This is a genomic window from Pseudomonas sp. THAF187a (assembly GCF_009363395.1).
Lineage (GTDB): Bacteria > Pseudomonadota > Gammaproteobacteria > Pseudomonadales > Pseudomonadaceae > Aquipseudomonas > Aquipseudomonas khazarica.
On record NZ_CP045349.1, the window covers coordinates 3680011 to 3705786 of the forward strand.

The 25776-nt window shown below is 66.2% G+C and carries 29 protein-coding genes and 4 pseudogenes; 24 read left to right on the forward strand and 9 right to left on the reverse strand.

Features of this window, described 5'->3' with window-relative positions; translation table 11 throughout:
• The first annotated feature begins 109 nt into the window (after nt 1-109).
• Nucleotides 110-967, forward strand: a complete 858-nt coding sequence (locus FIV02_RS17065; RefSeq protein WP_152489288.1) for a DMT family transporter — start codon at nt 110-112, stop codon at nt 965-967.
• A gap of 10 nt (nt 968-977) precedes the next feature.
• Here the strand turns inward: FIV02_RS17065 and FIV02_RS17070 are convergent, their stop codons facing one another.
• Nucleotides 978-1877, reverse strand: a complete 900-nt coding sequence (locus FIV02_RS17070) for a LysR substrate-binding domain-containing protein (RefSeq protein ID WP_037057331.1) — start codon at nt 1875-1877, stop codon at nt 978-980.
• Between the two features lie 119 nt (nt 1878-1996).
• On the opposite strand from FIV02_RS17070, the gene FIV02_RS17075 reads away from it, so the two are divergent.
• Nucleotides 1997-2698, forward strand: coding sequence for an FMN-dependent NADH-azoreductase (locus FIV02_RS17075; protein ID WP_152489289.1), 702 nt, complete (start codon nt 1997-1999; stop codon nt 2696-2698).
• A 23-nt stretch (nt 2699-2721) separates the two neighbouring features.
• Here FIV02_RS17075 and FIV02_RS17080 read toward each other — a convergent pair whose 3' ends face one another.
• Nucleotides 2722-3465 carry a class I SAM-dependent methyltransferase gene (locus FIV02_RS17080; RefSeq protein WP_152489290.1) on the reverse strand — a complete coding sequence of 248 codons (744 nt, stop codon included), beginning with the start codon at nt 3463-3465 and terminating at the stop codon, nt 2722-2724.
• A 342-nt stretch (nt 3466-3807) separates the two neighbouring features.
• On the opposite strand from FIV02_RS17080, the pseudogene FIV02_RS25345 reads away from it, so the two are divergent.
• The 8 genes and pseudogenes from FIV02_RS25345 to FIV02_RS17115 all read left to right on the forward strand — a co-directional run.
• Nucleotides 3808-4446 (forward strand): annotated as a pseudogene (locus FIV02_RS25345) (PAS domain-containing protein); the annotation flags it as partial.
• A gap of 153 nt (nt 4447-4599) precedes the next feature.
• A pseudogene (locus FIV02_RS25350) lies at nt 4600-5028 on the forward strand (methyl-accepting chemotaxis protein); the annotation flags it as partial.
• 224 nt (nt 5029-5252) lie between these two features.
• Nucleotides 5253-6344, forward strand: a complete 1092-nt coding sequence (locus FIV02_RS17090; RefSeq protein ID WP_047586879.1) for an SMP-30/gluconolactonase/LRE family protein — start codon at nt 5253-5255, stop codon at nt 6342-6344.
• A 211-nt stretch (nt 6345-6555) separates the two neighbouring features.
• Nucleotides 6556-6993 (forward strand): annotated as a pseudogene (locus FIV02_RS17095) (phage infection protein); the annotation flags it as partial.
• Nucleotides 6994-7362: 369 nt separating this feature from the next.
• The gene (locus FIV02_RS17100) at nt 7363-7710 is read left to right on the forward strand and encodes a cupin domain-containing protein (protein ID WP_037056186.1); all 348 of its coding nucleotides are present in this window, start codon (nt 7363-7365) and stop codon (nt 7708-7710) included.
• 164 nt (nt 7711-7874) lie between these two features.
• Entirely contained in the window at nt 7875-8351 is a 477-nt protein-coding gene (gene eco / locus FIV02_RS17105; protein ID WP_037056183.1) for a serine protease inhibitor ecotin, read from the forward strand.
• Between the two features lie 186 nt (nt 8352-8537).
• Nucleotides 8538-9359 carry an HDOD domain-containing protein gene (locus FIV02_RS17110; protein ID WP_037056180.1) on the forward strand — a complete coding sequence of 274 codons (822 nt, stop codon included), beginning with the start codon at nt 8538-8540 and terminating at the stop codon, nt 9357-9359.
• A 107-nt stretch (nt 9360-9466) separates the two neighbouring features.
• A pseudogene (locus FIV02_RS17115) lies at nt 9467-9571 on the forward strand (helix-turn-helix domain-containing protein); the annotation flags it as partial.
• Between the two features lie 13 nt (nt 9572-9584).
• Here the strand turns inward: FIV02_RS17115 and FIV02_RS17120 are convergent.
• Nucleotides 9585-9995, reverse strand: a complete 411-nt coding sequence (locus tag FIV02_RS17120) for a transcriptional regulator (protein ID WP_037056173.1) — start codon at nt 9993-9995, stop codon at nt 9585-9587.
• Between the two features lie 117 nt (nt 9996-10112).
• Here FIV02_RS17120 and FIV02_RS17125 point away from each other — a divergent pair, with 117 nt between their 5' ends.
• From FIV02_RS17125 to FIV02_RS17135, 3 genes are all read left to right on the forward strand, one after another.
• Nucleotides 10113-10571: a Bro-N domain-containing protein gene (locus FIV02_RS17125; RefSeq protein ID WP_152489292.1), complete on the forward strand. Its 459-nt coding sequence runs from the start codon at nt 10113-10115 to the stop codon at nt 10569-10571.
• A gap of 81 nt (nt 10572-10652) precedes the next feature.
• Nucleotides 10653-12662 carry a U32 family peptidase gene (locus tag FIV02_RS17130; RefSeq protein WP_047585131.1) on the forward strand — a complete coding sequence of 670 codons (2010 nt, stop codon included), beginning with the start codon at nt 10653-10655 and terminating at the stop codon, nt 12660-12662.
• A gap of 88 nt (nt 12663-12750) precedes the next feature.
• The gene (locus FIV02_RS17135) at nt 12751-13959 is read left to right on the forward strand and encodes a hypothetical protein (protein WP_197035125.1); all 1209 of its coding nucleotides are present in this window, start codon (nt 12751-12753) and stop codon (nt 13957-13959) included.
• Between the two features lie 8 nt (nt 13960-13967).
• Here FIV02_RS17135 and FIV02_RS17140 read toward each other — a convergent pair whose 3' ends face one another.
• Nucleotides 13968-14447: a DUF2938 domain-containing protein gene (locus tag FIV02_RS17140; protein ID WP_256662983.1), complete on the reverse strand. Its 480-nt coding sequence runs from the start codon at nt 14445-14447 to the stop codon at nt 13968-13970.
• 73 nt (nt 14448-14520) lie between these two features.
• Here FIV02_RS17140 and FIV02_RS17145 point away from each other — a divergent pair, with 73 nt between their 5' ends.
• Nucleotides 14521-14940: a helix-turn-helix domain-containing protein gene (locus tag FIV02_RS17145; RefSeq protein ID WP_152489294.1), complete on the forward strand. Its 420-nt coding sequence runs from the start codon at nt 14521-14523 to the stop codon at nt 14938-14940.
• Here the strand turns inward: FIV02_RS17145 and FIV02_RS17150 are convergent.
• Nucleotides 14927-15235 (reverse strand): putative quinol monooxygenase, encoded by a 309-nt coding sequence (locus FIV02_RS17150; RefSeq protein WP_152489295.1) that lies wholly within the window; start codon nt 15233-15235, stop codon nt 14927-14929. The genes FIV02_RS17145 and FIV02_RS17150 overlap by 14 nt on opposite strands.
• A gap of 151 nt (nt 15236-15386) precedes the next feature.
• On the opposite strand from FIV02_RS17150, the gene FIV02_RS17155 reads away from it, so the two are divergent.
• Nucleotides 15387-15974, forward strand: a complete 588-nt coding sequence (locus tag FIV02_RS17155; RefSeq protein ID WP_047585125.1) for an NAD(P)H-dependent oxidoreductase — start codon at nt 15387-15389, stop codon at nt 15972-15974.
• Nucleotides 15975-15983: 9 nt separating this feature from the next.
• Here the strand turns inward: FIV02_RS17155 and FIV02_RS17160 are convergent, their stop codons facing one another.
• Nucleotides 15984-16790, reverse strand: a complete 807-nt coding sequence (locus tag FIV02_RS17160) for a CAP domain-containing protein (RefSeq protein WP_256663135.1) — start codon at nt 16788-16790, stop codon at nt 15984-15986.
• Between the two features lie 241 nt (nt 16791-17031).
• Between FIV02_RS17160 and FIV02_RS17165 the strand changes: the two genes are divergently transcribed.
• A complete protein-coding gene (locus tag FIV02_RS17165; protein WP_152489297.1) occupies nt 17032-18084 on the forward strand; it encodes a GGDEF domain-containing protein in 1053 nt (350 codons plus the stop codon).
• A 10-nt stretch (nt 18085-18094) separates the two neighbouring features.
• Here the strand turns inward: FIV02_RS17165 and FIV02_RS17170 are convergent, their stop codons facing one another.
• On the reverse strand, nt 18095-18544 hold the full coding sequence (locus FIV02_RS17170; protein WP_152489298.1) for a hypothetical protein: 450 nt from the start codon (nt 18542-18544) through the stop codon (nt 18095-18097).
• Nucleotides 18545-18833: 289 nt separating this feature from the next.
• Between FIV02_RS17170 and FIV02_RS17175 the strand changes: the two genes are divergently transcribed.
• The 4 genes from FIV02_RS17175 to FIV02_RS17190 all read left to right on the forward strand — a co-directional run bounded on the left by FIV02_RS17175 (nt 18834) and on the right by FIV02_RS17190 (nt 21053).
• Nucleotides 18834-19436 (forward strand): hypothetical protein, encoded by a 603-nt coding sequence (locus FIV02_RS17175; RefSeq protein ID WP_152489299.1) that lies wholly within the window; start codon nt 18834-18836, stop codon nt 19434-19436.
• Nucleotides 19437-19449: 13 nt separating this feature from the next.
• Nucleotides 19450-20028, forward strand: coding sequence for a hypothetical protein (locus FIV02_RS17180; protein ID WP_037056153.1), 579 nt, complete (start codon nt 19450-19452; stop codon nt 20026-20028).
• 90 nt (nt 20029-20118) lie between these two features.
• Nucleotides 20119-20400 carry a peptidylprolyl isomerase gene (locus tag FIV02_RS17185; RefSeq protein WP_037056152.1) on the forward strand — a complete coding sequence of 94 codons (282 nt, stop codon included), beginning with the start codon at nt 20119-20121 and terminating at the stop codon, nt 20398-20400.
• Between the two features lie 119 nt (nt 20401-20519).
• Nucleotides 20520-21053: a DUF1003 domain-containing protein gene (locus FIV02_RS17190; RefSeq protein ID WP_037056149.1), complete on the forward strand. Its 534-nt coding sequence runs from the start codon at nt 20520-20522 to the stop codon at nt 21051-21053.
• 19 nt (nt 21054-21072) lie between these two features.
• Here the strand turns inward: FIV02_RS17190 and FIV02_RS17195 are convergent, their stop codons facing one another.
• A complete protein-coding gene (locus FIV02_RS17195) occupies nt 21073-21966 on the reverse strand; it encodes an EamA family transporter (RefSeq protein WP_037056147.1) in 894 nt (297 codons plus the stop codon).
• 186 nt (nt 21967-22152) lie between these two features.
• Here FIV02_RS17195 and FIV02_RS17200 point away from each other — a divergent pair, with 186 nt between their 5' ends.
• Entirely contained in the window at nt 22153-22887 is a 735-nt protein-coding gene (locus FIV02_RS17200) for a sulfite exporter TauE/SafE family protein (RefSeq protein ID WP_152489300.1), read from the forward strand.
• Here the strand turns inward: FIV02_RS17200 and FIV02_RS17205 are convergent.
• Nucleotides 22884-23924 (reverse strand): DUF1176 domain-containing protein, encoded by a 1041-nt coding sequence (locus tag FIV02_RS17205; RefSeq protein ID WP_256662984.1) that lies wholly within the window; start codon nt 23922-23924, stop codon nt 22884-22886. The two genes, FIV02_RS17200 and FIV02_RS17205, sit on opposite strands and share 4 nt — an antisense overlap.
• Before the next feature lie 217 nt (nt 23925-24141).
• Between FIV02_RS17205 and FIV02_RS17210 the strand changes: the two genes are divergently transcribed.
• The 3 genes from FIV02_RS17210 to FIV02_RS17220 all read left to right on the forward strand — a co-directional run bounded on the left by FIV02_RS17210 (nt 24142) and on the right by FIV02_RS17220 (nt 25758).
• A complete protein-coding gene (locus FIV02_RS17210; RefSeq protein ID WP_037056142.1) occupies nt 24142-24843 on the forward strand; it encodes a YebC/PmpR family DNA-binding transcriptional regulator in 702 nt (233 codons plus the stop codon).
• Nucleotides 24844-24881: 38 nt separating this feature from the next.
• Nucleotides 24882-25301 (forward strand): NUDIX domain-containing protein, encoded by a 420-nt coding sequence (locus tag FIV02_RS17215; RefSeq protein ID WP_152489302.1) that lies wholly within the window; start codon nt 24882-24884, stop codon nt 25299-25301.
• A gap of 127 nt (nt 25302-25428) precedes the next feature.
• Nucleotides 25429-25758 (forward strand): DUF2025 family protein, encoded by a 330-nt coding sequence (locus tag FIV02_RS17220; protein WP_152489303.1) that lies wholly within the window; start codon nt 25429-25431, stop codon nt 25756-25758.
• Nucleotides 25759-25776: the final 18 nt, after the last annotated feature.

Below are 25776 nucleotides of genomic sequence, written 5' to 3' on the forward strand. Positions count from 1 at the left end.
CCTGACGGCGCACCGAGGCCATCATCGGCGCAGCGTCTGGCATGCACCTCATCGAGGCCGCGCCAGGCAAGAACGGAATGCCCGCCAGCGACACGTCGAGGACACACGGATGAAGGATTCAGCACGCGGCCTGCTGCTCGTCACCAGCGGCATCGCCCTGCTCAGTTTCGATGGCCTGCTGGTGCGCCTGGCCCAGGCCGATGGCTGGAGCATCGCGTTCTGGCGCGGGCTGCTGATGTGCCTGGCACTGGGGGTGTTCTCGCTGTCGGCCAGAAAGCGCAGCAGCGTGCTGGCGCAGCCACTGGCGAGCGCCGGCTCGGCCCTGCTGCTGGCGTTGACCTCGATCTTCTTCGTCCTGGCGATCGTCCACACCCAGGTCGCCAACGTGGTGGTCATCCTCTGCACCGCGCCGCTGTTCGCGGCGCTGCTCAGCCGTTGCTTTCTGGGGGAACGGGTGGCGCTGCGCACCTGGCTGGCGATCGGCGTGGCGGCACTGGGGATAGTCCTGGTATTTGCCGGCGCCTTCAGCACCAGCGACCTGGCCGGCAATGGCTATGCCCTGCTGTCGTCGGCGGCCGTGGGCGCCAACCTGACGCTGCTGCGCCGCTACCCGGCGCTGGAGCGCATGCCGCTGATCGCCCTGGGCGGGCTGCTGGCCGCGCTGATCGCCTGGCCCAACGCCAGGCCCTTCGACCTGGACGCCCCGAGCTACTGGGCACTGGCGCTGATGGGAATGCTGCAGATGCCGCTCGCCACACTGCTGATCAACAACGCGACACGCTATCTGCCTTCCGCCGAGGTGGCGCTGTTCTATCTGCTGGAAAGCGTGCTGGGCACGCTGTGGGTCTGGTACTTCCTGCAGGAAACGCCAGCCAGCGCGACGCTCTACGGCGGCGCGCTGGTGCTCGTCACGCTGCTGCTGCATGCCGGCCTGACCTTGCGTACCCGCCCGCCACTGCCGGCCTGAAGCGCCGTCGCTACAGCGAGCACAACCCACCAGGCACCGCCATGATCCAGTCCCGCACCGCGAGGATGGCCGGGTCGTGGCGGCGGCTTTCCGGGTAGACCAGAAAGAACGGCTTGCCCTCCAGCACCGGGCCGAAGGGCTGCACCAGGCGCCCTTCGCGCAGCTCGTCCTCGATCAGTTGCCGGCTCATCAGCGCCACGCCCTGGGCGCCGACGGCAGCGGAGACGGCATGAGTCTCATCGGAGAAGACCAGCCCGGCGCTGACATCCAGGCCGGGAACCTGCGCCTGCTTCTGCCACACCACCCAGTCGACGGGCGATGACACGGCCAGCTGGTTGCGGAAGTGGATCAGCGAATGCCGCGGCAGCTCGGCGGCATCGTGCAGGTTGAGCAAGGGGCTGCAGGCCGGGACGAAGGTGTTGTCGAACAGCTTCTCGGCCACCAGCCCCGGCCAGCGCCCGTCGCCATAGCGAATGGCGATATCCGCCGTGACGCCGTCCAGCGCCACCGGCTCATGCGATGCATGGATGCGCAGGTCGATGTCCGGGTGGGCGTCGCGCAGCATGCACACCCAGGACAGCAGCCAGCGCACCGCCACCGCGGGCGTGGTGCTGAGGGTGATGGCCTGGCGGCTCGGCACGGCGCTGAGCCGCTCGACTGCGGCGCCGATGCTGTCGAAGGCGCTTTCCAGCACCTGCTGCAGCTCCCGTCCGGCAGCCGTCAGCTCCAGCTGGCGCGGCTTGCGCAGGAACAGGGCGACACCGAGGGTCTCCTCCAGCGCCCGAATCTGGTGGCTGATCGCCGTCGCGGTGACGGACAGCTCTTCGGCTGCCTGCTTGGCGCTCTCGTGACGGGCAGCGGCCTCGAACGCCCGCAGGGCAGAGAGCGAAGGCAGTCGGCGTCGACTCATGGCTGAATTTTCCTCATCCGTAGCGCAAAACAATGATCGTTTGTCGCCAACCAGGGCTGAAATTAGCCTGAGTCTGCGGTTAATCACAGATGAATTCAAATTCGATCAGGAGACTCGACATGACATCCATCCTGCACCTCGATGCCAGTGCCCGTCCCGGCCTTGCCGGCAAGGACGAGCACGGCTCGCACAGCCGTAACCTCAGCCAGCGCTTCGTCAGCCAGTGGCGTGCGCGCCGCCCGCAGGACCCGATCACCTACCGTGACATCGGCCAGACCCCGCCGTCGATCATCAGCCACGACTGGATCGCCTCCTCCTTCACCCCGGAGGCCAGGCGCGAGCCCTGGATGCGCGACACCCTGGCCGAAAGCGATCGCCTGGTCGACGAGCTGATCGCGGCGGACGTGCTGGTGATTGGCACGCCGCTGTACAACTTCGGCATGCCGGCAGCGCTCAAGGCGTGGATCGATCAGGTGGTGCGCCCCGGCCGCACCGTGGACATCGACGAGAGCAACCTGCTCGATCCCTACATCCCCAGGCTGGCCGACCGGCCACGCCATGTGGTGATCCTCACTGCCAGGGGCGGCATCGGTTTCGATGCGGGCGGCGAGATGGCGCACATGAACCACCTGGAGCCCAACCTGATCACCGCACTGGGTTTCATCGGCATCACCCGCGTCCACCAGATCGCTATCGAGGGCCAGGAATTCGGCGGTGAACTGCTGGCCGCATCGGTCGCGCAGGCGCTGGACAAGGTCGACGCGCTGGTGACCGAGCTGCAGCATTCACTGCAGGTCGAGCGTGCCGCAGAGCCGGCCTGAACGCCCTGCCCGCCGAGTGACCGTCAGCGCTTGCTGCAGGCGAACAGCGCGTTGCCGGCGTGGCCATCCCAGGGCAGCAGCCGCTGGTAGTCATGCTCCAGCACCTGCACCTCGAAGTACGGCGCCAGCAGGGCCTGCAGCTCGGCGAAGCTCACCGCGACCATGGGATGTTCGTCGTCCCAGACCTCGCTCTGCTCGCCCAGCTGGCGTTCGATGCGCAAGCGCAGCAGCTGCTGTTCACCTTCGCCGCGGTAATGCCAGCCGGAGCTGAAGCGGAACCGGCCATCGGCCTGGCAGACGCTGTGGGAAACGAACGATGCGTTGTCGATGCGCTGCTTGTCCACGGCGTTGAAACAGAACACTCCGCCCTCGGCCAGGGCCGCATGCACGCTGGCGATGCAGGCTTCGAGACGCGCGAGGCTGGCGCTGTAGTGGATGGAGTAGAGAAAGCAGGTGATCAGGTCCTGCGGTTCGTCGACCTGGAACGCGCACATGTCCTGCTGGACGAAGCGCGCCTCGGGGCAGCGCAGGGCCGCACGGTCGAGCATCGGCTGGTTGATGTCCAGGCCGCCGCTGGCGTAGCCGGCATCGAGAAAGTGGCGCACGTGCGGGCCGGTGCCGCAGGCCAGGTCGAGATGGCGCCGGCCACCGTTGCCGAACAGTTGCTGCAGGCGCTGCACGCAATGACTCTGCGCCGCGTAATCGATATCCGCGCACATCAGGTCGTAATAACCCGACAGGTCGGTGTAGAGGGCATTGCCGGACATGATGACCTGAAGGGAGCGGGATGTCGGGGGCGCGCATCATATCCCAAGCGTCGCCGCCACAGCCGTCGCGGCGACGAAAATATCGCCCCCTTCGCGCCACGCCCGAGCAACGTGCCGGACGCCCGCCAACGGCGGCCTGCAGCCCACGGACAGGGCAACCCCCGTGCTCGCCTTCACACCCGCGCAACTCTGGCTAAACTCCCGTGATTCGCAGCCGAAACAATGGCGTCAACGTTCAGCGGGATGGCTCTCATGTTCAACGGTCGACAGAAGCAAGAGTTGCAGGCACTGCGTGAAGACCTTTCTTCCGTGGAACAGGTATGCACCAGCCTGGAAGAGGAGATGCTGGTACTGATCCTCGACCCCCAGGGGCGTATCGAACGTGCCAACGAGAATTTCCTCAAGGAAATGGGCTACACGGCGGATCGGTTGCGCGGCGAGCAGTTGCTGAAGCTGATTCCCGAACACGTGCGCAATCTCGACTTTCACCACCGTGTGCGCCAGGCGCTGGAGCGTGGCGAACACCTGGCCGGGGTCATCCGCCTGCTGCGCGGCAGTGGCGAGGAAGCCTGGCTGCGCTCCATCCTGCAGCCGGTGCGCGACAGTGCCGGGCGCATCCGTTTCTTTTCCATCCACGCCAGCGACCTGACCCGCACCATCGAGAGTTCGCGCGAGCACGAGAACCTGATCAAGGCCCTGCAGCGCTCCACGGCGGTGATCGAGTTCAACCTCGACGGCGAGGTCCTGACGGCCAACCAGCGCTTCCTCGACGCCATGGGCTACAGCCTGCAGCAGATCCAGGGCAAGCATCACCGCATCTTCTGCGATCCGAGCGAAGTCAATTCGCCTGCGTACGCGCAGTTCTGGGACAAGCTGCGTCGTGGCGACTTCGTCGTCGACCGTTTCAAGCGCCTGGACAGTCACGGGCGTGACGTGTGGCTGGAGGCTTCCTACAACCCCATTACCGACGCCCACGACCGGCTGTACAAGGTGGTCAAGTTCGCCACGGTGATCACCGACCAGGTACAGCGCGAGGAAGCCGTGGCCCAGGCGGCCGGTATCGCCTTCGAGACCTCCAAGGGCACCGACAGCAGCGCACGCAATGGCGCCGAAGTGGTGCAGCAGATGCTCGACGCGATGAACGACCTGGCCGAGCGCATGCAGGAGGCCGTTCAGGGCATCGAGGCGCTGGACAAGCAGTCCCAGCTGATCGGCTCCATCGTCAAGAACATCAGCAGCATCGCCGATCAGACCAACCTGCTGGCCCTGAACGCGGCCATCGAGGCGGCGCGGGCAGGCGACCAGGGGCGTGGTTTCGCCGTGGTGGCCGACGAAGTTCGGCAACTGGCCTCGCGCACCAGCGCCGCCACCGTGGAGATCACCTCGGTGGTCGGGCAGAACCAGCAACTGGCTGAACGCGCCGTGGAGATCATCGACCGCGGCAAGGCCCAGGCCGAGCGCGGCCTCGAACTGTCCAGCCAGGCCGGGCAGGTGATCGAGGAAATCCAGGATGCCGCACAACGTGTGGTCAAGGCGGTGGAAAGCTTCGCCACCCAGTTGTGAGGCAAGGGCACGCGGTGAATGGGCTCGGCACCGGCATCTCACCCAAGTCATCACACAACCTCATTCGACCGCCCCATTCCCCTGACGGGACAATCCCCTTTCAGCACTTGAATTGCGCGGAATGACCGCGCAAATCGAGTGACAGCATTTTCAAAGTTGTCATACATCGTATAAGTTTGCCGATGTCGCATCCGCGATCAACAAGAACAACAAGGACCCTGACGATGAATGACGAACAACGCCCGGACGGCTCGCGCCGCCACTTTCTCAAGCAGTCCCTCGCCTACTCGGTCGCCGCCGCCGGTGTGGGCACGCTCCTGCCGCAACTGGCCCGTGCGGGGGAACCGCTGAACCCGCGCTATCCCGATCCGGCGGTCGAGATCCTCGACGACAGCTTCCTCGACCTGCGCCTGTTCAATGCCAGCGTGGAAAAGGTCGCCACCGGCCTGCGCTGGGCCGAAGGCCCGGTATGGGTGGGCGATGGCCGCTACCTGCTGGTCAGTGACATTCCCAACAACCGCATCATGCGCTGGGACGAGATCAGCCAGTCCCTGGGCGTCTATCGCGCATCCTCGAACTACTCCAACGGCCTGACCCGCGACAACCAGGGCCGCCTGATCGCCTGCGAGGGCTCGACCAACGAGGGCCTGGGCCGGCGCATCACCCGGACCGAGCACGACGGCAGCATCACCGTGCTGGCCGACAACTTCGAGGGCAAGCGCTTCAACTCGCCCAACGACATCGTGGTCAAGCGCGACGGCTCCGTCTGGTTCAGCGACCCGCCCTTCCAGGCCGGCAACGAATACGAAGGGCACAAGGTGCAGATCGAGCTGCCGCATGGCGTGTACCGCATCGACGGGCAGACGCTGAAGGTCACCCGGGTGATCGACGAGCTCGCCGGCCCCAACGGCCTGTGCTTCTCCCCGGACGAGAAGACCCTCTACGTGGTCGAGGGCCGCGCCAAGCCCAATCGCCTGGTCTGGGCCTATGCGGTGAACGCCGACGGCAGCCTGGGCGCGCGCCGCAAGCACATCGACGGCGGAGCCACGGGCGCGCTGGACGGCATCAAATGCGACGAAGCCGGCAACCTCTGGTGTGGCTGGGGCAGCAACGGCTCACCGAAGGGCAAGCCGGAAGAGCTGGACGGCGTGCGCGTGTTCAATACCGAGGGCAAGGCCATCGGCCACGTCTACCTGCCGGAACGCTGCGCCAACCTGTGCTTCGGCGGCGCCCAGGGCAACCGCCTGTTCATGGCCAGCAGCCACTCCATCTACTCGCTGTACGTGAACACTCGCGGCGCCACCTTCAGCAAATGAGGCATGGGCCACGGCCGCCAGCGCCGTGGCCTGGACCGCCAGCCAAGCTCGCCAGACGGCGCCAGCAGCACCTCCAACCGCTCTGGGACGGGCATTGCGGCAAGCATCAGTGGCATCGATGTTCACCATCATGCCAATGAAGTTCTCTGAAAAATTTCAATGCGTACCATCTGCTCCATACCCAACCACAACACCCCTGGAGCACCACATCATGAAACGCCAACTCATCCTCAGCTTCGCTCTCTCCGTACTGGCCGCCAACGTATTCGCCGCCTCTTCCGTGCAACCCACCGTCGCTGAAGGGGGTTCCGACCGCCTGATCGAAAGCCGTATCGCCGAAGGTGGTTCTGATCGCCTGATCGAGAATCGCGTCGCTGAAGGTGGCTCCGATCGCCTGATCGAGAACCGCGTTGCCGAAGGTGGCTCCGACCGTCTGATCAAGAATCGCGTCGCCGAAGGTGGCTCCGACCGTCTGATCGAGAACCGCGTCGCCGAAGGTGGCTCCGACCGTCTGATCGAGAACCGCGTCGCCGAAGGTGGCTCCGACCGTCTGATCGAGAACCGCGTCGCCGAAGGTGGCTCCGACCGTCTGATCGAGAACCGCGTCGCCGAAGGTGGCTCCGATCGTCTGATCGAGAACCGCGTCGCCGAAGGTGGCTCCGACCGTCTGATCCAGAACCGCGTTGCCGAAGGTGGTTCCGACCGCCTGATCCAGAACCGCGTTGCCGAAGGTGGCTCCGACCGTCTGATCGAGAACCGCGTTGCCGAAGGTGGCTCCGACCGTCTGATCGAGAACCGCGTCGTCTGAACCCCTTCCACGAACGGATCGAGAACCTCGTATGACTCGATGCTATGCGCCACACCGCAAGGCCGGCCCGAAACGCCGGCCTTCGCTTTTTCCGGGCCGCAACGGCATCTGCACTGCGCGAATGAACAGCCTCATGTCGACCCCAGGCAACTGACCGCCGCCCGCGCCCTCTATGGTGAACGCCCCTTTGATCCTTCACCGGAGCGCTCCATGGCCAACCAACCGATCACCGTTCTGCGCGATACCCAGCCGATGCCCGTCGTCGACGCCTGCAAATGGGAGCGCATCGAAGGCGACCCGCATACCGTCAACCTCAACGCCTACACCTCCGAAGACGGCAGCAAGATCATGGGCACCTGGATCTGCACGCCCGGCAAGTGGCGCGTGGAGTACGTGAAGTGGGAGTACTGCCACTTCCAGGAAGGCTACTGCATCATCACCCCGGACGGCATGCAGCCGATCCACCTCAAGGCCGGCGACATTTTCGTGGTCGAGCCCGGCATGAAGGGCACCTGGGAAGTGGTCGAAACCGTACGCAAATATTTCGTCTTCGCCTGATCACGCCTCTGTCGGCGGGCGCCCCGGCGTGGCACCCGCCCACTCGCCCCACCTTGCTTGAAAAACAGGGGAACCTGGCCTATTTCAGATGGTCAGTGTTGCTCCGCCGACCTGGCGGCCCCTCATAACGGACGGCCCACAAGGCCTTTCAGCAAGGAATCATCATGACCCGAAGCAAACTGCCCCTGCTGGCCCTCGCCTGCGCCCTGCCCCTGAGCGCCTGCGCCGCCACGCCAGAAGCCCTCAAGCCCTACCCTGCCGCCGCTGACGGCTACAACCGCCACGTGATCGAACTGCCGGCCCAGGCCAACGAGGCCGAACACAAGGTCGAGATCATCGCCGGCAAGACCCTGGAAGTGGACTGCAACCAGCAGCGCCTGGGCGGCCAGTGGCAGGAGAAGAACGTCGAAGGCTGGGGTTACAGCTATTACGAACTGAGCAAGGTCGGCCCGGCCATGAGCACCCTGATGGCCTGCCCGGACGGCAGTCGCAAGCAGGCGTTCGTGCGTGTCGGCGGCGAGCCGCAACTGGTGCGCTACAACAGCAAGCTGCCGCTGGTGATCTACGCGCCAGCCGATGTCGAGGTGCGTTACCGGGTGTGGTCCGCCGCCGCGCAGACCAGCACGGCGCCGCGCCAGTAAGGCTGTAGGCAGAAGCACCAGCCCCCTTCCCGGCTGGTGCTTCTGCGTGCCTGTTCGAGGCCAACGGCACGACGAAAAGGCTCTAACCAGCGGCTGCGCGACTGGCCGCGAGCGCAGGCGCGGCTATGCTCAAAGAGCACTTTGTCACCGAGCGCCAGCGCCGCGCCCGTATCTATCGGAGCCACCATGGATATAGAAAGCCTCTTCGACCAGCTGCACACCCTGCCCAGCATTCCGAAAGTCGCGCAGGAACTCATCCAACAGTTCGACAACCCCTCCTCCAGCCTGGAGAGCGTGGCCCGCAACATCGAGCGGGACCCGGTGATCGCGGCCAAGGTGCTGCGCCTGGCCAACTCCCCGCGCTTTCGTGGTGCGCGCGAGGCGGTCAGCGTCGAGGACGCCGCCATGCGCCTGGGCTTCAACACCCTGCGCACGCTGGTGCTGGCTTCGGCCATGACGGGTGCGTTCCAGGCCGATACCGGCTTCGACCTCAAGGGCTTCTGGATTCGCAGCTTCCGCGTGGCCAGCATCGCCCGCTGCCTGGCCAAGCAGCGCAAGCTGGACACCGATGCCGCCTTTACCTGCGGCATGATGCACAACATCGGCGAACTGCTGATCCAGACCGGCGCACCGGACTTCGCCCGGCGCATGAACCGCCACCCGAAGCGCGAAGCCGCCGCCCATGCCGCCGAGGAAAACCTGCAACTGGGCTTCGGCTACCCGGAAGTCGGCGCCGAGCTGGCGCGCCGCTGGCAACTGCCGGAGCTGATCCAGCACGCCATCGCCTACCAGGCCCGCCCGACCCAGGCCCCCGGCGACAGCCAGTACGCACGGCTGGTCGCGCAGTCGGTGCTCGTCGCCGAAACCATCGAGCTCGATGGCGTCAGCGAGCAGGCGCAGCAGAGCCTGGAAGGTCCGCTGTTCGAGGAAGTGGCGCTGGACACGCTGTTCGCTGCGCTGCCGGAGGTGCTCGAAGCGGACAAGGCCTTTGCCGAACTGCTGGGCTGAGGCCTGACCCGGCGGCGCGCCTGCGCCGCCTTTGCCCGCCTCAGCGACAGCGCCTACAGCCGTGAGGCCGCCTGATGCGCTTTCTGCTGGATGAACTGAGCAGCCTGCCCGTGCTGCAGGTGGCGCTGCAGCACGGCTACGACAGCCAGAGCGCCTTCGCCGCCGCGTTCCGCCGGCAGTTCGGCGTGACGCCCTCGGCCTTCTATCGGTGACGCCGCCGCCCCGTCAACGCTCGCCTTCGCCGTTGGCCTTGGCCGCCAGGGCCAGGGCCATCACCACCTCACGCACCACCTTGCGCTGCTGCGCAGGCAGGCCGAGAAAGGTCTCGATGACTTCGCGCTCCTGGTAGAACTTGGGGTCCTCCCAGCGCCCGCGCTGCTCGCGCACCGTCACCCCGGCCCGCTCACCGAAGCGCAGCACCTGCGGCTCGATACGCAGCCACTCGGCCAGGACCTGCAGCTTGTCCTGGGAGGGGATCGACTCGCCACGCAGCCAGCGCGAAACAGCCTGAAACGTCACCGAACGTCCCCAATAGCGCGAGTTGAACTCGCGTTCGAGCACGGCTGGGCGGTCTGGATATCCAGCTGCGAGCATGGCGCTACGCAGCCGCTGGGCGAATTCGGATTTCTCGGTCATGGACGCGGACGTTAAATTCCGCCCCCACGCTAGATTGAACAGTCTGTTGTATTTTATATGAAATTCATGATTTCATCGCATTTCACCGATCGCTGTTTCGTGCACAAGGAGAGCGCCATGATCAGCCCACTCCACCCCAGCTTCGAAGACATCCGCTTCACGGTCCAGCGCACGCCCGACGGACACTTCTGGTTCGCCGCCGGCCCCGTTTGCCAGGCACTGGAGATGGATGACTGGAACGCCTCGCTGCTGCGCCTGTGCCGCCCGGAAGGCATCCTGTTCGGCAACGAGGAAACGCCCCAGGCCATGATCGACCTGGAGAACCTGCTGCGCCTCAGCCTGAACGACGCCAGCCCGCGCGCACGCCGCCTGCGCACCTGGCTGTACCAGACCCTGCTGCCGCACCTGTTCAGCAGCGTGGGGCTGCCCAGCTACCGGCAGCTGAACACCGCCGACAAACGCCTGCGCGTGCTGAAATGGCATGACGACTGGTGGATGTCGCTGGGCGACGTCATGCAGGTCTTCGGCACACGCCCGGAGTTGCAGGGCCTGGACGGCAGCACGGAGCGCCGTTGATCACGCCCAGGTGCCGCAGGGTCATCAGGCCGCTACAATGCGCACCTTGCCCGTGTGCCCAGCCTGATAAAAGAAATCACCATGTCCCTGCCCAAGAACCACCTGGAACTGCTCAGCCCTGCGCGTGATGTCGAGATCGCCCGCGAGGCCATCCTGCATGGCGCCGATGCCATCTACATCGGCGGCCCGAGCTTCGGTGCGCGGCACAACGCCTGCAACGAGGTGAGCGAGATCGCCAAGCTGGTGGAGTTCGCTCGCCGCTATCACGCCCGGGTGTTCACCACCCTCAACACCATCCTGCATGACGATGAACTGGAACCGGCCCGTGCGCTGATCCACCAGCTCTACGACGCGGGCGTGGATGCGCTGATCGTGCAGGACATGGGCGTCATGGACCTGGACATCCCCCCCATCGAACTGCACGCCAGCACCCAGACCGATATCCGCACCCTGGAACGCGCCAGGTTCCTCGACCAGGCCGGCTTCTCCCAGCTGGTGCTGGCGCGCGAGCTGAACCTGCAGGAGATCCGCGCGATCAGCGATGCTACCGACGCCGCCATCGAGTTCTTCATCCATGGCGCGCTGTGCGTGGCCTTCTCCGGCCAGTGCAACATTTCCCACGCGCAGACCGGGCGCAGCGCCAACCGTGGCGACTGCTCGCAGGCCTGCCGCCTGCCCTACACCCTCAAGGATGAGAAAGGCGGCGTGATCGCCTACGAGAAACACCTGCTGTCGATGAAGGACAACAACCAGAGCGCCAACCTGCGCGCCCTGGTGGAAGCCGGCGTGCGCTCGTTCAAGATCGAGGGCCGCTACAAGGACGTGGCCTATGTGAAGAACATCACCGCCCACTACCGCCGCGAGCTGGACGCGATTCTCGAGGATCGCCCGGACCTGGCACGCGCCTCCAGCGGGCGGACTGCGCACTTCTTCGTGCCCGATCCGGACAAGACTTTCCATCGTGGCAGCACCGATTACTTCGTCACCGAACGCAAGGTGGATATCGGCGCCTTCGACTCGCCGACCTTCACCGGGCTCGCCGTCGGCCATGTCGAGAAGGTGAACAAGCGCGACCTGATCGCCGTCACCCACGCGCCGCTGTCCAACGGCGACGGCCTCAACGTGCTGGTCAAGCGCGAGGTGGTGGGCTTTCGCGCCAACATCGCCGAGCTCAAGGGCGAGTTCGAGGAGGACGGCGAGAAGCGCTACCGCTACCGCGTCGAACCCAACGAGATGCCCGATGGCCTGCTGCGCCTGCGTCCCAACCATCCGCTCTCGCGCAACCTCGACCACAACTGGCAGCAAGCGCTGCAGCGCACCAGCGCCGAGCGCCGCATCGGCGTGAACTGGAAGGTCGAGCTGCGTGAAGACGCGCTGAAGCTCACCGCGACCAGCGAAGAAGGCATCAGCGTCGAGGTCGCCCTGCCCGGCCCGTTCGGCGCCGCCAACAAGCCCGAGCAGGCGCTGGATGGCCTGCGCGACCTGCTCACCCAGCTCGGCACCACCATCTACCACGCCCAGGGCGTCAGCCTCGACGCGCCGCAGGCGTTCTTCGTGCCCAACTCGCAGCTCAAGGCGCTGCGGCGCGAGGCCATCGAGGCGCTGACCGAGGCCCGCGTCGCCGCCCACCCGCGCGGCCAGCGCAAGGCCGAGAGCGATCCGGCGCCGGTCTACCCCGAGTCGCACCTGTCGTTCCTCTACAACGTCTACAACCAGAAGGCCCGCGACTTCTACCATCGCCATGGCGTGCAACTGATCGACGCGGCCTACGAGGCCCACGAAGAAGAAGGCGAAGTGCCGGTGATGATCACCAAGCACTGCCTGCGCTTCTCCTTCAACCTGTGCCCGAAGCAGGCCAAGGGCGTGACCGGCGTGCGCACCAAGGTCGCGCCGATGCAGCTGGTGCACGGCGACGAAGTGCTGACCCTGAAGTTCGACTGCAAGCCGTGCGAGATGCACGTGATCGGCAAAATGAAGGGGCACATCCTCGACCTGCCACAACCCGGCAGTGCCGCCACCCAGGTGGTCGGCCACATCACCCCGGATGACCTGCTCAAGACCATCCGCAAGCCCGAGGGCTATTCGCACTGAGTCACAGCCTGCGCCCGCGCGCTTGAAGCGCCGGGCGCATGGCGCTTGAATAGGCGCCCTCGAATCCCTGACTGCCGGAGGTCCGCGAGTGACCGCGATGATCGTGCTGACGCTGCTGCTGGTGGCCGCCCTGCTGTTCTGGCCGCGCGTCGCCAAGGCACCGATGTGGCGCGCCACCGTGACCCCGCTGGCCTCGATCATCGGCAGCGGCTTCCTCATCCTCGGCCCGGTGATGCTGGTCAACTTCGGCAGCTGGGCGCCGCTGGCCATGCTCGTCCTGTGCGCTCTGGGCTATGCCTTCGGCAGCGCCATGCGCTTCAACATCCGCTACCTGGGCGACTCGCCCCAGGGCCGGGGCACGCCGCTGCAGGACCTTGGCGAACGGCTGTCGTCCTGGGTGCTGGCCTTCGCCTACTTCATCTCCGTGGCCTACTACCTCAACCTCTTCGGTGCGTTCGCCGGGCGCATCGTCGACGTGCGGGGCGGCACGCTGCCCAAAGTCATCACCACGCTGATCTACCTGCTCATCCTCGCCGCCGGCTACCTGCGCGGCTTCAGCGTGATGGAGCGCCTGGAGAAATTCTCCGTGAGCCTGAAGCTGGCGATCATCGCCAGCCTGCTCGCCGGCCTCGCCGTGCATACCGCGCAGCAGGACATGGCGAGCGTGCTGGCCTACAGCCCGGCCAGCACGCAGGGCACGCTGGCGTTGCAGCTGCTGCTGGGGCTGATCGTCACCGTGCAGGGCTTCGAGACCTCGCGTTACCTCGGTCAGCACTACGACGCGGCCACGCGCGTGCGCTCGATGCGCCATGCGCAGTGGCTCGCCAGCGCCATCTACCTGGTCTATGCAGCCCTGCTGACGCTGAGTTTCCACCAGCAGACGATGACCCTGGACGAGACCGCGATCATCGACCTGATGGGCGTGGTCGCCCTGGTGCTGCCGCCCCTGCTGATCGCCGCCGCCCTCAGCGCCCAGTTCAGCGCCGCGGTGGCCGACACCAGCGCCTCGGGCGGGCTGATCAACGAACTCAGCGGCCAGCGCCTGCGCGCGCGCCACGGCTACGTGCTGCTGACCCTCACCGGCCTGCTGCTGACCTGGCTGTTCGATGTCTTCGAGATCATCAGCCACGCCTCGCGGGCCTTCGCCCTGTACTACGGCGTGCAGTCGCTGCTGGCCGCCGTACGCGCCGCGCAGCAGCCGGCCAGCCTGCGTCGCCACCTGCAGATCGCCGGTTTCACCCTGCTCGGCCTGGTCGGCCTGGCGGCGGTGCTGTTCAGCATCCCGGTCGAGGGCTGAACCAGGCGTCAGCCCAGCCAGGCCAGCGCCGCCCCGCTCAGGTACAGGCCCAGGCCGAACACCAGGTGCGTCAGCAACGCACGCTGCCGCACCAGCCAGGGTTTGGGCGTGCGCCTCGCGGCCATCCCCATGCCGAAGGCCGGCTGCATCACCAGCAGCGGCGCGGCCACCGTGACCACGCCGAAGAGCAGCGCGGGCAGCAGCGCCGGACGCTGCAGCCAGGCCTGACCGCCCCAGGCCAGGAAAGCGGCGGCGAACAACAGCCCGGTCAGGTAATGGAAGCCCCAGCCGAGCAGACGCTCGCCCCGCAGCGGCGCCGCCTTGGCGATCGCCGCGTGGCGGAACTGGCCGTGGCGCATGTGCCCCAGCCAGCGCCCGACCCAGCCATAGTCCAGCGACGCCACGCCGAACCAGCGCCGCCGCAGCAACGCCCACAGGTCCATCGACAGCGTCGCACCGACGCCCAGCACCATGATTTCGACTACCATGACCACCTCCATTCAACCTTGCTGAAATGCCTGTGATAGAAGGCTGCCAGTTGAAGTCGACTTGAGGTCAAGCATGAAAGAGCTGGATATCGGCACCGTCGCCCGCTGGTCGGGACTACCGGCCTCGACCCTGCGCTACTACGAAGAAAAGGGGCTGATCCGCTCGATCGGCCGCAACGGCCTGAGGCGGGTGTTCGCCGAGTCGGTGCTGCAACGCCTGTCGCTGATCGCGCTGGGGCGTACCGCCGGCTTCTCGCTGGAAGACATCGCCGGGATGCTCGCCAGCGAAGGGGGCCCGGCCATCGACCGCGAGCGCCTGGAGCGCAAGGCCGAGCAGCTGGACCAGACCATCCGCCGTCTCAGCGCCATTCGCGACGGCCTGCGCCATGCGGCGGCATGCCCGGCCGAGAACCACCTGGCCTGCCCCACCTTCCAGCGCCTGATGACCCTGGCCAGCCGGCAGACCAGCAGAAGCCGGGCTACTGCGCGATGAGCGCGGCGGGCAGGAGCACCTCGACCCGGCGAACCTCGAGATCGCGACGCAGGTAGTCCATGCGCCGGGCATGGAACGCCTGCATGTGCGGCAGCGCCATGTGCGCGTCCAGGGCGGCCTGCGACGCCCAAACCTCGTAGAAGATGAACAGCGTCGGGTCCTGCGCGTCGCGCAGCATGTGGTACTCGATGCAGCCCGGCTCGGCACGGCTGGGCTCGACGTAAGCACGGAACAGGCGTTCGAAGGCGGCGGCCTGCTCGGGCCGGGTGTGGGCGTGAAGGATGAACGCGTGCATGAGGGCTCCTGGGCAGGTGAGGAAAACCCCAGGTTAGCGCATGCCAAACGCTCAATTTCATGACTTTCAGTCAACAATCATTTGAGCATGCCTGGGTGTTTCGCACGCGCGGGGCTGGTTAACCTGCCGCCACATTTTCTGGAGACACCCGATGAAAAAGATCCTCCTGCTCAACGGCGGCAAGGCCTTCGCCCATTCCCACGGCCAGTACAACAGCACCCTGCACGACGCGGCGCTGGCCTTCCTCGATCGCGCCGGCTGCGACGTGAAGACCACCTTCATCGACGGCGGCTACGACGTCGACGAGGAAGTCGCGAAAATCCTCTGGGCCGATGTGGTCATCTACCAGATGCCCGGCTGGTGGATGGGCGCGCCCTGGACGGTGAAGCGCTACCTCGACGAGGTGTTCACCGCCGGCCATGGCAGCCTCTACGCCAACGACGGCCGCACCCGCTCCGATGCCTCGCAGAAGTACGGCAGCGGCGGCCTGATTCAGGGCAAGCAGTACATGCTGTCGCTGACCTGGAACGCGCCGGTGCAGGCATTCGAAGACCCCAGCGACTTCTTCGAGGGCAAGGGTGTGGACGCGGTGTACTTCCCGTTCCACAAGGCCAACGAGTTTCTTGGCATGAGCGCCCTGCCCACCTTCATCTGCAACGACGTGATGAAAGTGCCGGACATCGAGCGCGACGTGGCGCGCTATGAACAGCACCTGGCCACGCTGTTCGCCCGCGACTGAGGCGGCGGCTCACTGCCCGCCGAACAGCGCCGTCCAGTAGATGCCGGCATCGCTCTGCGGGTCGCTGGCGTAGGCGGCGCCCAGTTCGCTGTACTCGGGGTTCATGATGTTGGCGCAATGTCCGGGGCTGGCCAGCCAGCCCTCGACGACCTTGGCCGGCGTATCCAGCGCCGCGGCGATGTTCTCGCCAACGCGTCCCCCGCCATAGCCGGCCAGCTCGGCGCGATCACCCGGAGTGCGTCCGTCGCGCCCCTGGTGGGCGAAGAAGTTGTCGTTGGCCATGGCCCGGCTGTGGCTTTCGGCCGCACTGCCCAGCGGCGCATTCCAGGCCAGCGGGTCGGCTGCGCCGAAGGCCTGGGCACCACAATGGCGCGCCTGGGCCCGCGCCCGGTTGATCGCCATCAGCAACTTCTCGCCCTCGGCCTGCCAGGGTTGCAGGCGACCGCTGAGCAATGGCCGCGCCAGCACGATGCGCCAGTCACGCCCCTGCTGGCTGACCCCGACGTCGATGAACTGCGGGTCGAGCAGCACCCGACAGAAACTCTCGCTCAGCGCCTGCATGGCCGAGCGCGCATCACGCGGCCCGGAAAGCGTGATGGCCTTGACGTTGACCAGCGGATAGCCGGCGGCGCCGAGCGCGTCCTGCAGGTCCGCCGTGCCATTGGCCGGCAGCACCAGGCGCGAGTCGTCCGCCAGCGGTGGCAATGGCTCCGAGGCCTGCACGCCGCAGCGTTGTATTTCGCCCCGATAGGCGTTGATCGCGTCGATCAATGCCACATCTTCGCTCGCCTGTACCGAGGTGACGGCGGCCACCATCAGCAGCGCCAGCAGCCCTGATCCGCGTCCCCACCTCTTGCCTGCCGTTGTCATACCGCTCTCTCTCCACTAACGTCGTGATTCTGTCGCCATCTCCAGCACAGCATCATGATCAGCGCCGACCTGCGCGAAACCCTCAGTAATTGTGGGTTTGCCGCGCAGACGGCAGGGTTCCTGCATAAGCCCCAGGTGTCATCTCGAACCACCCAGACGATTGCCCGATCCTGCCAGAGAACAGCCAATGCCCGATCACTTCGCCAAGAACGAACAACATCGACGCCTGGTCCTCAAAGCCCTGCTCTGGATCACCCTGGTCGGCGGCCTGTTCTTCTTCGTGGTCAACCTGCTGCGCGACAACTGGCTGCTGGCCACGCTCGAGATCGGCTACGCCGGCGTGTCGCTGTACATGCTGATGATCATCGATCGAACGCGCAATCTGCAGCTATTGACCACGATTTACCTGTTGCCGTTCTTCAGCATCATGATCGTGGCGCTGTCGCGCCCACATACCACCTTCGCCGTGTTCGCCTGGATTCAGACCATTCCGATCATCTGCTACATGCTACTCGGGCTGCGCCTGGGCCTGTACGGCTCGATCCTGTTCGTCGGCATCGGCCTGTTCACCTTCAACCAGCGCCTGCCGGCGGAGCAGCAGCTGGTCAACACCGTGATACTCGCCAACCTCGGCCTGGCCAGCCTGGCGGTAATGATCTTCGCCCATATCTACGAACGCAGCCGGGTGCTCAACGAGAAGCGCCTGATCGAGCAGGCCACCACGGACGCGCTGACCGGCCTGGCGAACCGCATGAAGCTGAGCGAAGTGTTCGAGCGCGAACGCGCGCACGCCCTGCGCAACGACACGGCGCTGTCACTGGTGTTCGTCGATATCGATCACTTCAAGCAGATCAACGACCGTTTCGGTCATGAGGTCGGCGACCGCGCCCTGGCCCACTTCGCCACGGTGCTGACGCAGCGGTTGCGCATCACCGACCTGTTCTGCCGGATGGGTGGCGAGGAATTCGCCGTGCTGCTGCCCGGCACCCCGCCGGGGCGCGCACGGGAGATCGCGGAAAGCCTGCGCCAGCGCCTGGCGGACAAACCGCTCGAGGTGGCCGGCAGCGCCGTGCCCATGACGCTCAGCGCGGGCGTGGCCAGCCTGGGCAGCGACGGCCAGTCTCTGGACGAGCTGATGCGGGCCGCCGACAGGCGCACCTACGCCGCCAAGCGCGCCGGGCGCAATCAGGTGGTCGCGGACGAAGACGAGGCCAGCGCGATCGACGCGGTCCCCGGCTGAGCCAGCGGCATCAGGCGTAGACGCTCAGCCCGCCCTTTTCCTGCAGCCACTGGCGGTAGGTTTCCAGCGAGTCGGTCTGCTGCTCGCCGTTGCGGCCGGCGATCAGCACACTGCCGTCCATGCCGGCATCCACCATCTTCTGCACCTGTTCCAGCAGCTTGGCCGCATCGTCGCGGTCGAGGTCCTCGACATCCGGCAGCTGGATCGCCGAAGACCCCGCCGCCTTGCTCTCGCCAAGGCCCTGCAGGCCAGTGGCCGCCTGCGCCGTGCCGCCCTGCATCGCGCGCAGCAAGCCACCCTCGCTGCGCGCCACCACCTGCTTGGCGAAACGGCGCAGATCGGCCAGCGGGTCCTGGCTGCTCGAGGTGTCGCTGTCGCCGCTGGCGGCGCTGGAACGGTTGTTGAGCTGGCTACCGTAGTAGCTGAGCATGGCAGGCATGCTGTTGTTGATACTGGTCATGGGGCCTCCGCGAAAAGCGTTCAGCCTCTGATAAAGCAGATTACGGGCCAGCTCTGAAAGCCAGTATCCACGGGGCTTCCAGGCCCGCGTCGGCAGCACGTTGCCGACGCGAGGCAATCCGTTGCCAGGCGAAGCGGAAAGACACTGCAGCTCGCCATTCCAATGATGGCATTTTGACGCTAATATCCCGCCGCGCCGAAGGATGGCAGAGGGACAGCGCTCAGGCGGAAATCCAGATACCACCGACGGATACCTGCCCTTTCAGCAATACGCCAAGGATGCTTCATCGATGTTCAAAGCACGCTTTCTCGCGGCCGGCCTTGCCGGCATGACCCTGACCGGCTGCATGTCGTTCACCCCGGCAGGTCCGATCTACCCTCCCAGCCAGATCATCGAGCACTCCCTGCCGGGCAGCGCGATGATCAAGGACGTCAAGGTCACGGACACGCGTATCGATGAAAACACCCGTCGCAACATCGGCAACCAGCTGACCGCACAGATCAGCCAGCACATCGAGAAGGGCGAGTACTTCAAGCGCGTCATCAGCTTCCCCGCCAAGCTGAATGAACAGGACGTCCAGCTGCAGTTCGACTTCTCCTCGCTGAAAGGCAAACGCACGCCGCACCCGGGTTACGTCCCCGGCGCACTGCTGACGCTGACGATCTGGATCTGGGTGAACGGACCGATCTACGTCGACAAGTACGACCTGGCGGCCGAGCTGCAGATCCTCGACAACCAGGGCCGGCAACTGGCGCTGTCGCAGAAGAACCTGGTGGTGGACAAGAACACCGGCCTCTGGGACTACGACTACATGTTCCCGTCTGGCGGACAGCAGCTGACCGAGCTGGTCGAGCAGCTGCTGCATGACGGCACCCGACAACTGACCCACTGAAAAGGATTTCCCCATGAAGAAACTCTTTGCACTGATCCTGCTGATCGCCTCGGCCAGCCTGCAGGGTTGCATGACCTACTCCCATCACTCGCTGCAGACGGTCGACCAATGGCCGCTCGCCTCGCCCGAACAGGAGAAACCGAGCGTCTACCTCAAGGTCTTCGGCGAATACCAGGTCAATGACAACCCGCGCGTCAGCACGGCCGACGTCGCCAAGCTGGAACAAGTGATCTCGCAGACGCTCTCCGAAAGCGGTCGCTTTTCGCGCGTGACCACCGCCCAGGAGGAGTCCGACCTGTACCTGACCGTCACCCTGCACAACCACGAGACGGGCAACATGGGCCTGGCCGTATTGACCGGGGCGACCTTCTTCCTGATTCCCGGCGCCTTCGACAACACGCTGACGATGAGCATGGCCGTACGCGACGGCAATGGAGAGAAACTCGGCACCGCCCAGCAGCAGGAGTCGCTGACGACCTGGATGCACCTGTTCCTGATCTTTGCCGTGCCCTTCCAGGACCGCAGCGACAACCTGCTCCGGCAGTTGACGCAGAGCACCCTGCAACAGGCCGTCGACAAGGACCTGCTGTAATCGCCCTGGCGCAGCCAAGCGTGAAGCCGACCGTTTGCTTGTCGGGTCGATTGCGCTAGGCTCTGCCGCTCAATTCATAGGAGGTATCCCATGGCCCGCGCCACTGCCCGCCACATCCTGGTTGCCAGCGAAGACAAGTGCAACGAACTGAAAACCGCCATCGAAGGTGGCGCCGACTTTGCCCAACTGGCCAGAGACAACTCCAGCTGCCCCTCCGGCCGCAATGGCGGCGACCTGGGCTCGTTCGGCCCGGGCCAGATGGTCAAGGAATTCGACACCGTGGTATTCAGCGCGCCGGTCGGCGTGGTGCAGGGCCCGGTGAAGACCCAGTTCGGCTACCACCTGCTGGAAGTCACCAGCCGCCAGGACTGACCTGCCGCCAGCGAAGGGCCGTCGACACGGCCCTTCGCGCCCTTCTCCGCGCTGTCCCCGGTGACAGCGGCGCGCATCCGGTTCAGCATCTCGCCATCCCCTCACGCGAGCTGCGCCCGATGAATACCCCGCACCCTCTGCAACAACTCGCCCAGCACCTGCTCGGCAAAGCCCTGCACGAGCTCGAGCCGGAAGAAACCCACGTCCTGGAAACCATTCGCCAGCGCCGCCCGATCAGCCGCGACGTAGCCGATGCCTCGGATGCCGAATCGACCTTCGGCGAACGCCTGTCGGACCGGGTCGCCTCGGTGGGCGGGTCCTGGACCTTCATCATCTGCTTCTCACTGACCATGCTCGGCTGGATGCTGCTCAACAGCGATGTGCTGGCGCACTTCGGCCTGGCGTTCGATCCGTACCCCTACATCTTTCTCAACCTGATGCTGTCGACCCTGGCCGCGATCCAGGCGCCGATCATCATGATGAGCCAGAACCGCCAGGCGGCGAAGGACCGCGTGGCCGCGCGCCTGGATTTCGAGGTGAACCTGCGGGCCGAACTGGAGATCATGCGCCTGCACGAGAAGATCGACCAGCGCATCCAGCAACGCCTGGATCAGATCCTCGAGCGCCTGCCGGAGAAGCGCCCGGAGGCCTGATCCACGGCAGCGCGCCGGTTCAGATCGCGCCGGGTGCGCGCTGGCGCCAGCTGTCGAGCAGGCGCCCGCCCCAGACGTTGATCAGCAGCCCGGCCATGACCAGCAACGCGCCGACCATCTGCAGGCTGCCCAGGCGCTCGCCCAGCAGCAGCGCCGAGGAGCTGATCCCCACCACCGGCACCAGCAGCGAGAACGGTGCCACCTGGCTGGCCGGGTAACGCGACAGCAGGCGACTCCACAGGCCATAGCCGAGGATGGTGGCGCCAAAGGCCAGGTAGGCCAGCACCAGGATCGAGTCGAGGCTGATGCTCTGCAGCGAATGCAGGATCAACTCGGGGCCTTCCAGCCAGAACGACAGGGCCAGGAACGGCAGCGGCGGTATCAGGCTGCCCCATACCACCAGGCCGACCAGGTTGACCTTGCCCAGCCTGCGCGTGACGACGTTGCCCAGCGCCCACATCGACGCTGCCGCGATGGTCAGGGCGAAGCCGGCCAGGGTCATCGCCTGGCCGCCCTGCAGGCCGATCAGCGCCAGGCCGCTGGCCGCCACCAGCAAACCGAACAGGTTGCTGCCACGCAGGCGCTCACCGAGAAACAGCGCGGCGAAGAACAGGGTGAAGAAGGCCTGCGACTGCAGCACCAGCGACGCCAGGCCCGCCGGCATGCCGACGTACATGGCGTAGAACAGAAAGGCGAACTGGCCCAGCGAGATGGTCATGCCGTAGGCCAGCATCCAGCGCAGGGGCACCTGCGGGCGCCGCACGAAGAGGATCGCCGGAAAGGCGGCGAGCATGAAGCGCAGCGCCCCCATCAGCATCGGCGGCATGCCGTGCAGGCCGACCTTGATGACCACGAAATTCAGACCCCAGACGACGATCACCAGCAACGCCAGTAGCAGATCCTTGGGCGACATGGAGACAGTCCTCGAATGTAAGGGAGCGGCCATTAGAGCAGCGCAGGCGACAGGCCGGCAGACACAGAACGCAGCGAAAAACACCACACAGTGCGTGGCACGCCGTCCTCGACCTCGCGCCGGCAACGCAGCCAGCCGCTCGCCAGCCTGCTAACCTGCGCCCTCGTCTCCTGCCCGTGGCCCGCCATGACCCTGCACGATTTCCTGCTGTTCGCCCTGCCGGCGATCTTCCTCACCGGGCTGTCCAAGGGCGGTTTCGGCGGTGCGCTGGGCGGTCTCGCCGTGCCGCTGCTGGCCCTGGCGACGTCGCCGAAGCAGGCCGTCGCCGTCATGCTGCCGATCCTCTGCCTGGCCGACGTGGTCGGCCTCAAGGCCTATTGGCGCAAGTGGGACACGGCCAACCTCAGGGTCATGCTGCCCGGCGCGGCGCTGGGCATCGCCATCGGTTCGCTGACCTTCGGCTTCTTCGACGAGCGCGCCATCGGCCTGCTGATCGGGGTGATCGCCATCCTGTTCGTCGGCCTCGGCCTGATCGCCAGCCACCCGGCCCCACGACCGCTGCACAAGGGTCGCGGCACGCTGCTGTCGACGCTGGCCGGCTTCACCAGTTTCGTCGCCCATGCCGGCGGCCCGCCGGTGATGATGCACCTGATGCCGCAGCAGCTGGACAAGGTGCGTTTCGTCGCCACCGTCAACCTGTTCTTCCTGCTGACCAACGCGGCGAAGCTACTCCCCTACGCCGCGCTGGGCCAGTTCAGCCGGGACAACCTGCTGCTGAGCCTGATGCTCGCGCCCATCGTGCCGCTGGGGGTCTGGAGCGGCCTGTGGCTGCAATCGCGGATCAACCACCTGTGGTTCTACCGCATCGCCCGGCTGGGCATCCTACTGGCGGGCGTGCAACTGATCTGGCGTTACCTCTAGTTGGGCTCGGCCACTCGCCACAGCACGGGCCATTCGCCGGGATTGCGCCCGGCGCAGCGCCCCAGATAGCTGAACGAGGCCAGCTGAAAGCGCGCGCCATCGAAGCGCCAACTGCCGGCCTCGCCGCAGTCGGCAATGCCGCGCCCCTTGTACAGGTAGGCCAGCTCGCCGCTGTCGCTGTCGTAGCTGACCCACCCGGACAGCCCGTCATGCCCCAGTGGCAGCGGGTCGAGCTGCAGATCGCGCTGCGCATGCGGCGCCTGACGGTCGACGCGGTACACCGCGAAATCGCAGTTGTAGGCCGCGCACCAGGTCTGGATCAGCACCAGGGCTTCGCGCTCGTTGAGCGCGTAAGCCTCGGCCTCGGGCTCGCCGCCCATGTCCTCTTCGGCCCATTGGTCACGGGTTTGCGCCATCACCGCAGCGGCGATGGCCTGGCTTTCGTGCTCGCTCAGCGGCGTGACGCCGGGATGGGCGCGCAGCTCAGGTGCCGGCGGCGCAGCCGGCACCCCGCTGTCCGGGCGCGAACCCGGGCGGTACAGGGCACCCTGGGTATCCACCCGCCCCTGCACGGCATCCATCAGCAGCAGGACGGCGGAAAGGCCGCTGAGCGAGACCACCGCCTCGTACTCGCGTTCCCCGTCCATGCGCAACTGACTGGCGTTGCGCAACTCGGCCAGCACGGCCTGGGCATCGGCGCCCTCGGCCAGCAACGCGGCCCCGTCGTCCTCTTCCGTCAGGCGCAGGCGCCCGGCACTCGCCAGGGGCCGCCCATCGAGTTGCAGCGGCGCGTAACCGCCCGCTTCGGCATAGTGCAAGGACAGCTGCAACGGTGCCCGGGGCCCCGCAGCGCGCTGCAGGTTCAGGCTCAGGGGCCGGTAGTCGAAGCCGTCGGCAGCGCTGATGGCCTCGCAGCCGCGCAGGTTGTCGCAGGCGACCACCCAATCCTTGATCTCACGGTACAGCGGCACCTGTTCGGGCGCGGCCTGCGCCGTGGCGGCGACCCACAAGACCATGAACGGACTCCAACGCGGCATGAGCAACTCCTTCTGACGATTGCGCGGGGCCGCCATGTTCTGCCGCCATGCCGGCCCAGGCAAGCGTCACGGCGCCGCAACGCGAACGCCGGCACGACAGCCAGGCGAAATTGCAGGTGCCCTGAGGCGCGCAAGGCACTAGAATCCGCAGCCTATCCGATCGTCAGGCCGCGCTTACGTGCCGACGCCTTTTCACCTATCGGCCAGGAGACCCCAGATGGGCGCCCAGTGGAAAGCCAAACCCAAAGAAGCCGCCGCCAATGCCCGAGGCAAGATCTTCGGCAAGCTGGTGAAGGAAATCATGATCGCTGCGCGCAACGGCGCCGACCCGGACATGAACCCCAAGCTGCGCCTTGCCATCCACCAGGCCAAGAAGGCCTCGATGCCCAAGGACACCCTGGACCGCGCCATCAAGAAAGGCGCCGGTCTGTCCGGTGAGGTGGTCAACTACGAGCGCACCCTCTACGAAGGCTTCGCGCCGCACCAGGTGCCGCTGATCGTCGAGTGCCTGACCGACAACGTCAACCGCACCGTCGCCGAAATCCGCGTGCTGTTCCGCAAGGGCCAGCTCGGCGCTTCCGGTTCGGTGAGCTGGGATTTCGAGCATGTCGGCCTGATCGAGGCCAGCAGCGACGACGGCGCGGACCCGGAGCTGGCCGCCATCGAAGCCGGTGCCCAGGACTTCGTGCCCGATGACGAGGGCGCGACCCTGTTCATCACCGACCCCACCGACCTCGACGCGGTGTGCAAGGCGCTGCCGGAGCAAGGTTTCACCGTCAACTCGGCCAAGCTCGGCTACCGTCCGAAGAACCCGGTCACCAGCCTGACGCCGGAGCAGATGGAAGAAGTCGAAGCCTTCCTCGAGGCCATCGACGCTCACGACGACGTGCAGAACGTCTACGTCGGCCTCGCCGGCTGATGCCTGGCGGGCGTCCCCGGACGCCCGCTGCCTGACTCATGACCACCACCCTGCACATCGCCGCCGCCTGCCTGTTCGACGAACGCGGCCACCTGCTGCTGGTACGCAAGCGCAACACGCGCTTCTTCATGCTGCCCGGCGGCAAGCGCGAAGCCGGTGAGGACGCGCTGGCGGCACTCGGCCGCGAGCTGTTCGAGGAGCTGGAACTGCGCCTGGACGCCGATGCGCTGCACGCGCTTGGCCAATTCCAGGCGGCGGCTGCCAACGAAGCCGACACCTGGCTGCAGGCGGACATTTACCGCGCCAGCCTGCCCCACCCCGTGCAACCGGCTGCCGAGTTGGAAGAACTGCGCTGGCTGGCCCTCGATGCGCCCCTGCCCGACGACCTCGCGCCGCTGCTGCGCGAACAGGTGCTGCCGGCCCTGCAACGCCTGCCTGGCAACCCGCACACCCTGTAAGGCCACCCTCGACGCCCGGCGGTTTCTTGATCCACGGCAACGCGGGCGTCAGCCCCGGCGGTTAGGCTGCGCCGATAAACAGAACCATTCGCCTTGCCTGCAAACCCCACAGGAAACGAGGTTTGCCATGAGTATCACGTCCACCCAGATCTGCCAGGCCGCCGACCAGTTGCAGGGTTTCGTCGGCTACAACGCCAAGACCGGGCAGTACCTGCTGCGTTTCTCCGAAGACAGCTTCGGCCTCGATGTCCCCGCCGAGACCATCACCCCCACCTGCGAATACGTCTGGCACGAAGCCGAGGGCGAGCTGATGCGCCTGGACCGCCAGCGCCTGGCCTGGCTGCAGGAGCAGCGCATCGATGACCGGGTCAATCTCAGCGAGCCGCTGCGGGTCTATCTGCGCCGCAGCGACCTGCCGGAAATCCATGCCGAACGCCGGCGCCTGGCCTCGGCCTGAATCGTCGCGCCTGGCGGT

What these genes read in the sequence shown, in the direction of transcription:
- FIV02_RS17220 (WP_152489303.1), top strand. Translation starts at nt 25,429, where the DNA reads ATGAGTATCACGTCCACCCAGATCTGCCAGGCCGCCGACCAGTTGCAG.
- FIV02_RS17180 (WP_037056153.1), top strand. Translation starts at nt 19,450, where the DNA reads ATGAAGAAACTCTTTGCACTGATCCTGCTGATCGCCTCGGCCAGCCTG.
- FIV02_RS17065 (WP_152489288.1), top strand. Translation starts at nt 110, where the DNA reads ATGAAGGATTCAGCACGCGGCCTGCTGCTCGTCACCAGCGGCATCGCC.
- FIV02_RS17165 (WP_152489297.1), top strand. Translation starts at nt 17,032, where the DNA reads ATGCCCGATCACTTCGCCAAGAACGAACAACATCGACGCCTGGTCCTC.
- FIV02_RS17110 (WP_037056180.1), top strand. Translation starts at nt 8,538, where the DNA reads ATGGATATAGAAAGCCTCTTCGACCAGCTGCACACCCTGCCCAGCATT.
- eco (WP_037056183.1), top strand. Translation starts at nt 7,875, where the DNA reads ATGACCCGAAGCAAACTGCCCCTGCTGGCCCTCGCCTGCGCCCTGCCC.
- FIV02_RS17100 (WP_037056186.1), top strand. Translation starts at nt 7,363, where the DNA reads ATGGCCAACCAACCGATCACCGTTCTGCGCGATACCCAGCCGATGCCC.
- FIV02_RS17215 (WP_152489302.1), top strand. Translation starts at nt 24,882, where the DNA reads ATGACCACCACCCTGCACATCGCCGCCGCCTGCCTGTTCGACGAACGC.
- FIV02_RS17150 (WP_152489295.1), bottom strand. Translation starts at nt 15,235, where the DNA reads ATGCACGCGTTCATCCTTCACGCCCACACCCGGCCCGAGCAGGCCGCC.
- FIV02_RS17070 (WP_037057331.1), bottom strand. Translation starts at nt 1,877, where the DNA reads ATGAGTCGACGCCGACTGCCTTCGCTCTCTGCCCTGCGGGCGTTCGAG.
- FIV02_RS17195 (WP_037056147.1), bottom strand. Translation starts at nt 21,966, where the DNA reads ATGTCGCCCAAGGATCTGCTACTGGCGTTGCTGGTGATCGTCGTCTGG.
- FIV02_RS17205 (WP_256662984.1), bottom strand. Translation starts at nt 23,924, where the DNA reads ATGCCGCGTTGGAGTCCGTTCATGGTCTTGTGGGTCGCCGCCACGGCG.
- FIV02_RS17090 (WP_047586879.1), top strand. Translation starts at nt 5,253, where the DNA reads ATGAATGACGAACAACGCCCGGACGGCTCGCGCCGCCACTTTCTCAAG.
- FIV02_RS17130 (WP_047585131.1), top strand. Translation starts at nt 10,653, where the DNA reads ATGTCCCTGCCCAAGAACCACCTGGAACTGCTCAGCCCTGCGCGTGAT.
- FIV02_RS17080 (WP_152489290.1), bottom strand. Translation starts at nt 3,465, where the DNA reads ATGTCCGGCAATGCCCTCTACACCGACCTGTCGGGTTATTACGACCTG.
- FIV02_RS17160 (WP_256663135.1), bottom strand. Translation starts at nt 16,790, where the DNA reads ATGGTGGCCGCCGTCACCTCGGTACAGGCGAGCGAAGATGTGGCATTG.
- FIV02_RS17200 (WP_152489300.1), top strand. Translation starts at nt 22,153, where the DNA reads ATGACCCTGCACGATTTCCTGCTGTTCGCCCTGCCGGCGATCTTCCTC.
- FIV02_RS17190 (WP_037056149.1), top strand. Translation starts at nt 20,520, where the DNA reads ATGAATACCCCGCACCCTCTGCAACAACTCGCCCAGCACCTGCTCGGC.
- FIV02_RS17120 (WP_037056173.1), bottom strand. Translation starts at nt 9,995, where the DNA reads ATGACCGAGAAATCCGAATTCGCCCAGCGGCTGCGTAGCGCCATGCTC.
- FIV02_RS17140 (WP_256662983.1), bottom strand. Translation starts at nt 14,447, where the DNA reads ATGGTAGTCGAAATCATGGTGCTGGGCGTCGGTGCGACGCTGTCGATG.
- FIV02_RS17155 (WP_047585125.1), top strand. Translation starts at nt 15,387, where the DNA reads ATGAAAAAGATCCTCCTGCTCAACGGCGGCAAGGCCTTCGCCCATTCC.
- FIV02_RS17185 (WP_037056152.1), top strand. Translation starts at nt 20,119, where the DNA reads ATGGCCCGCGCCACTGCCCGCCACATCCTGGTTGCCAGCGAAGACAAG.
- FIV02_RS17145 (WP_152489294.1), top strand. Translation starts at nt 14,521, where the DNA reads ATGAAAGAGCTGGATATCGGCACCGTCGCCCGCTGGTCGGGACTACCG.
- FIV02_RS17210 (WP_037056142.1), top strand. Translation starts at nt 24,142, where the DNA reads ATGGGCGCCCAGTGGAAAGCCAAACCCAAAGAAGCCGCCGCCAATGCC.
- FIV02_RS17125 (WP_152489292.1), top strand. Translation starts at nt 10,113, where the DNA reads ATGATCAGCCCACTCCACCCCAGCTTCGAAGACATCCGCTTCACGGTC.
- FIV02_RS17075 (WP_152489289.1), top strand. Translation starts at nt 1,997, where the DNA reads ATGACATCCATCCTGCACCTCGATGCCAGTGCCCGTCCCGGCCTTGCC.
- FIV02_RS17170 (WP_152489298.1), bottom strand. Translation starts at nt 18,544, where the DNA reads ATGACCAGTATCAACAACAGCATGCCTGCCATGCTCAGCTACTACGGT.
- FIV02_RS17175 (WP_152489299.1), top strand. Translation starts at nt 18,834, where the DNA reads ATGTTCAAAGCACGCTTTCTCGCGGCCGGCCTTGCCGGCATGACCCTG.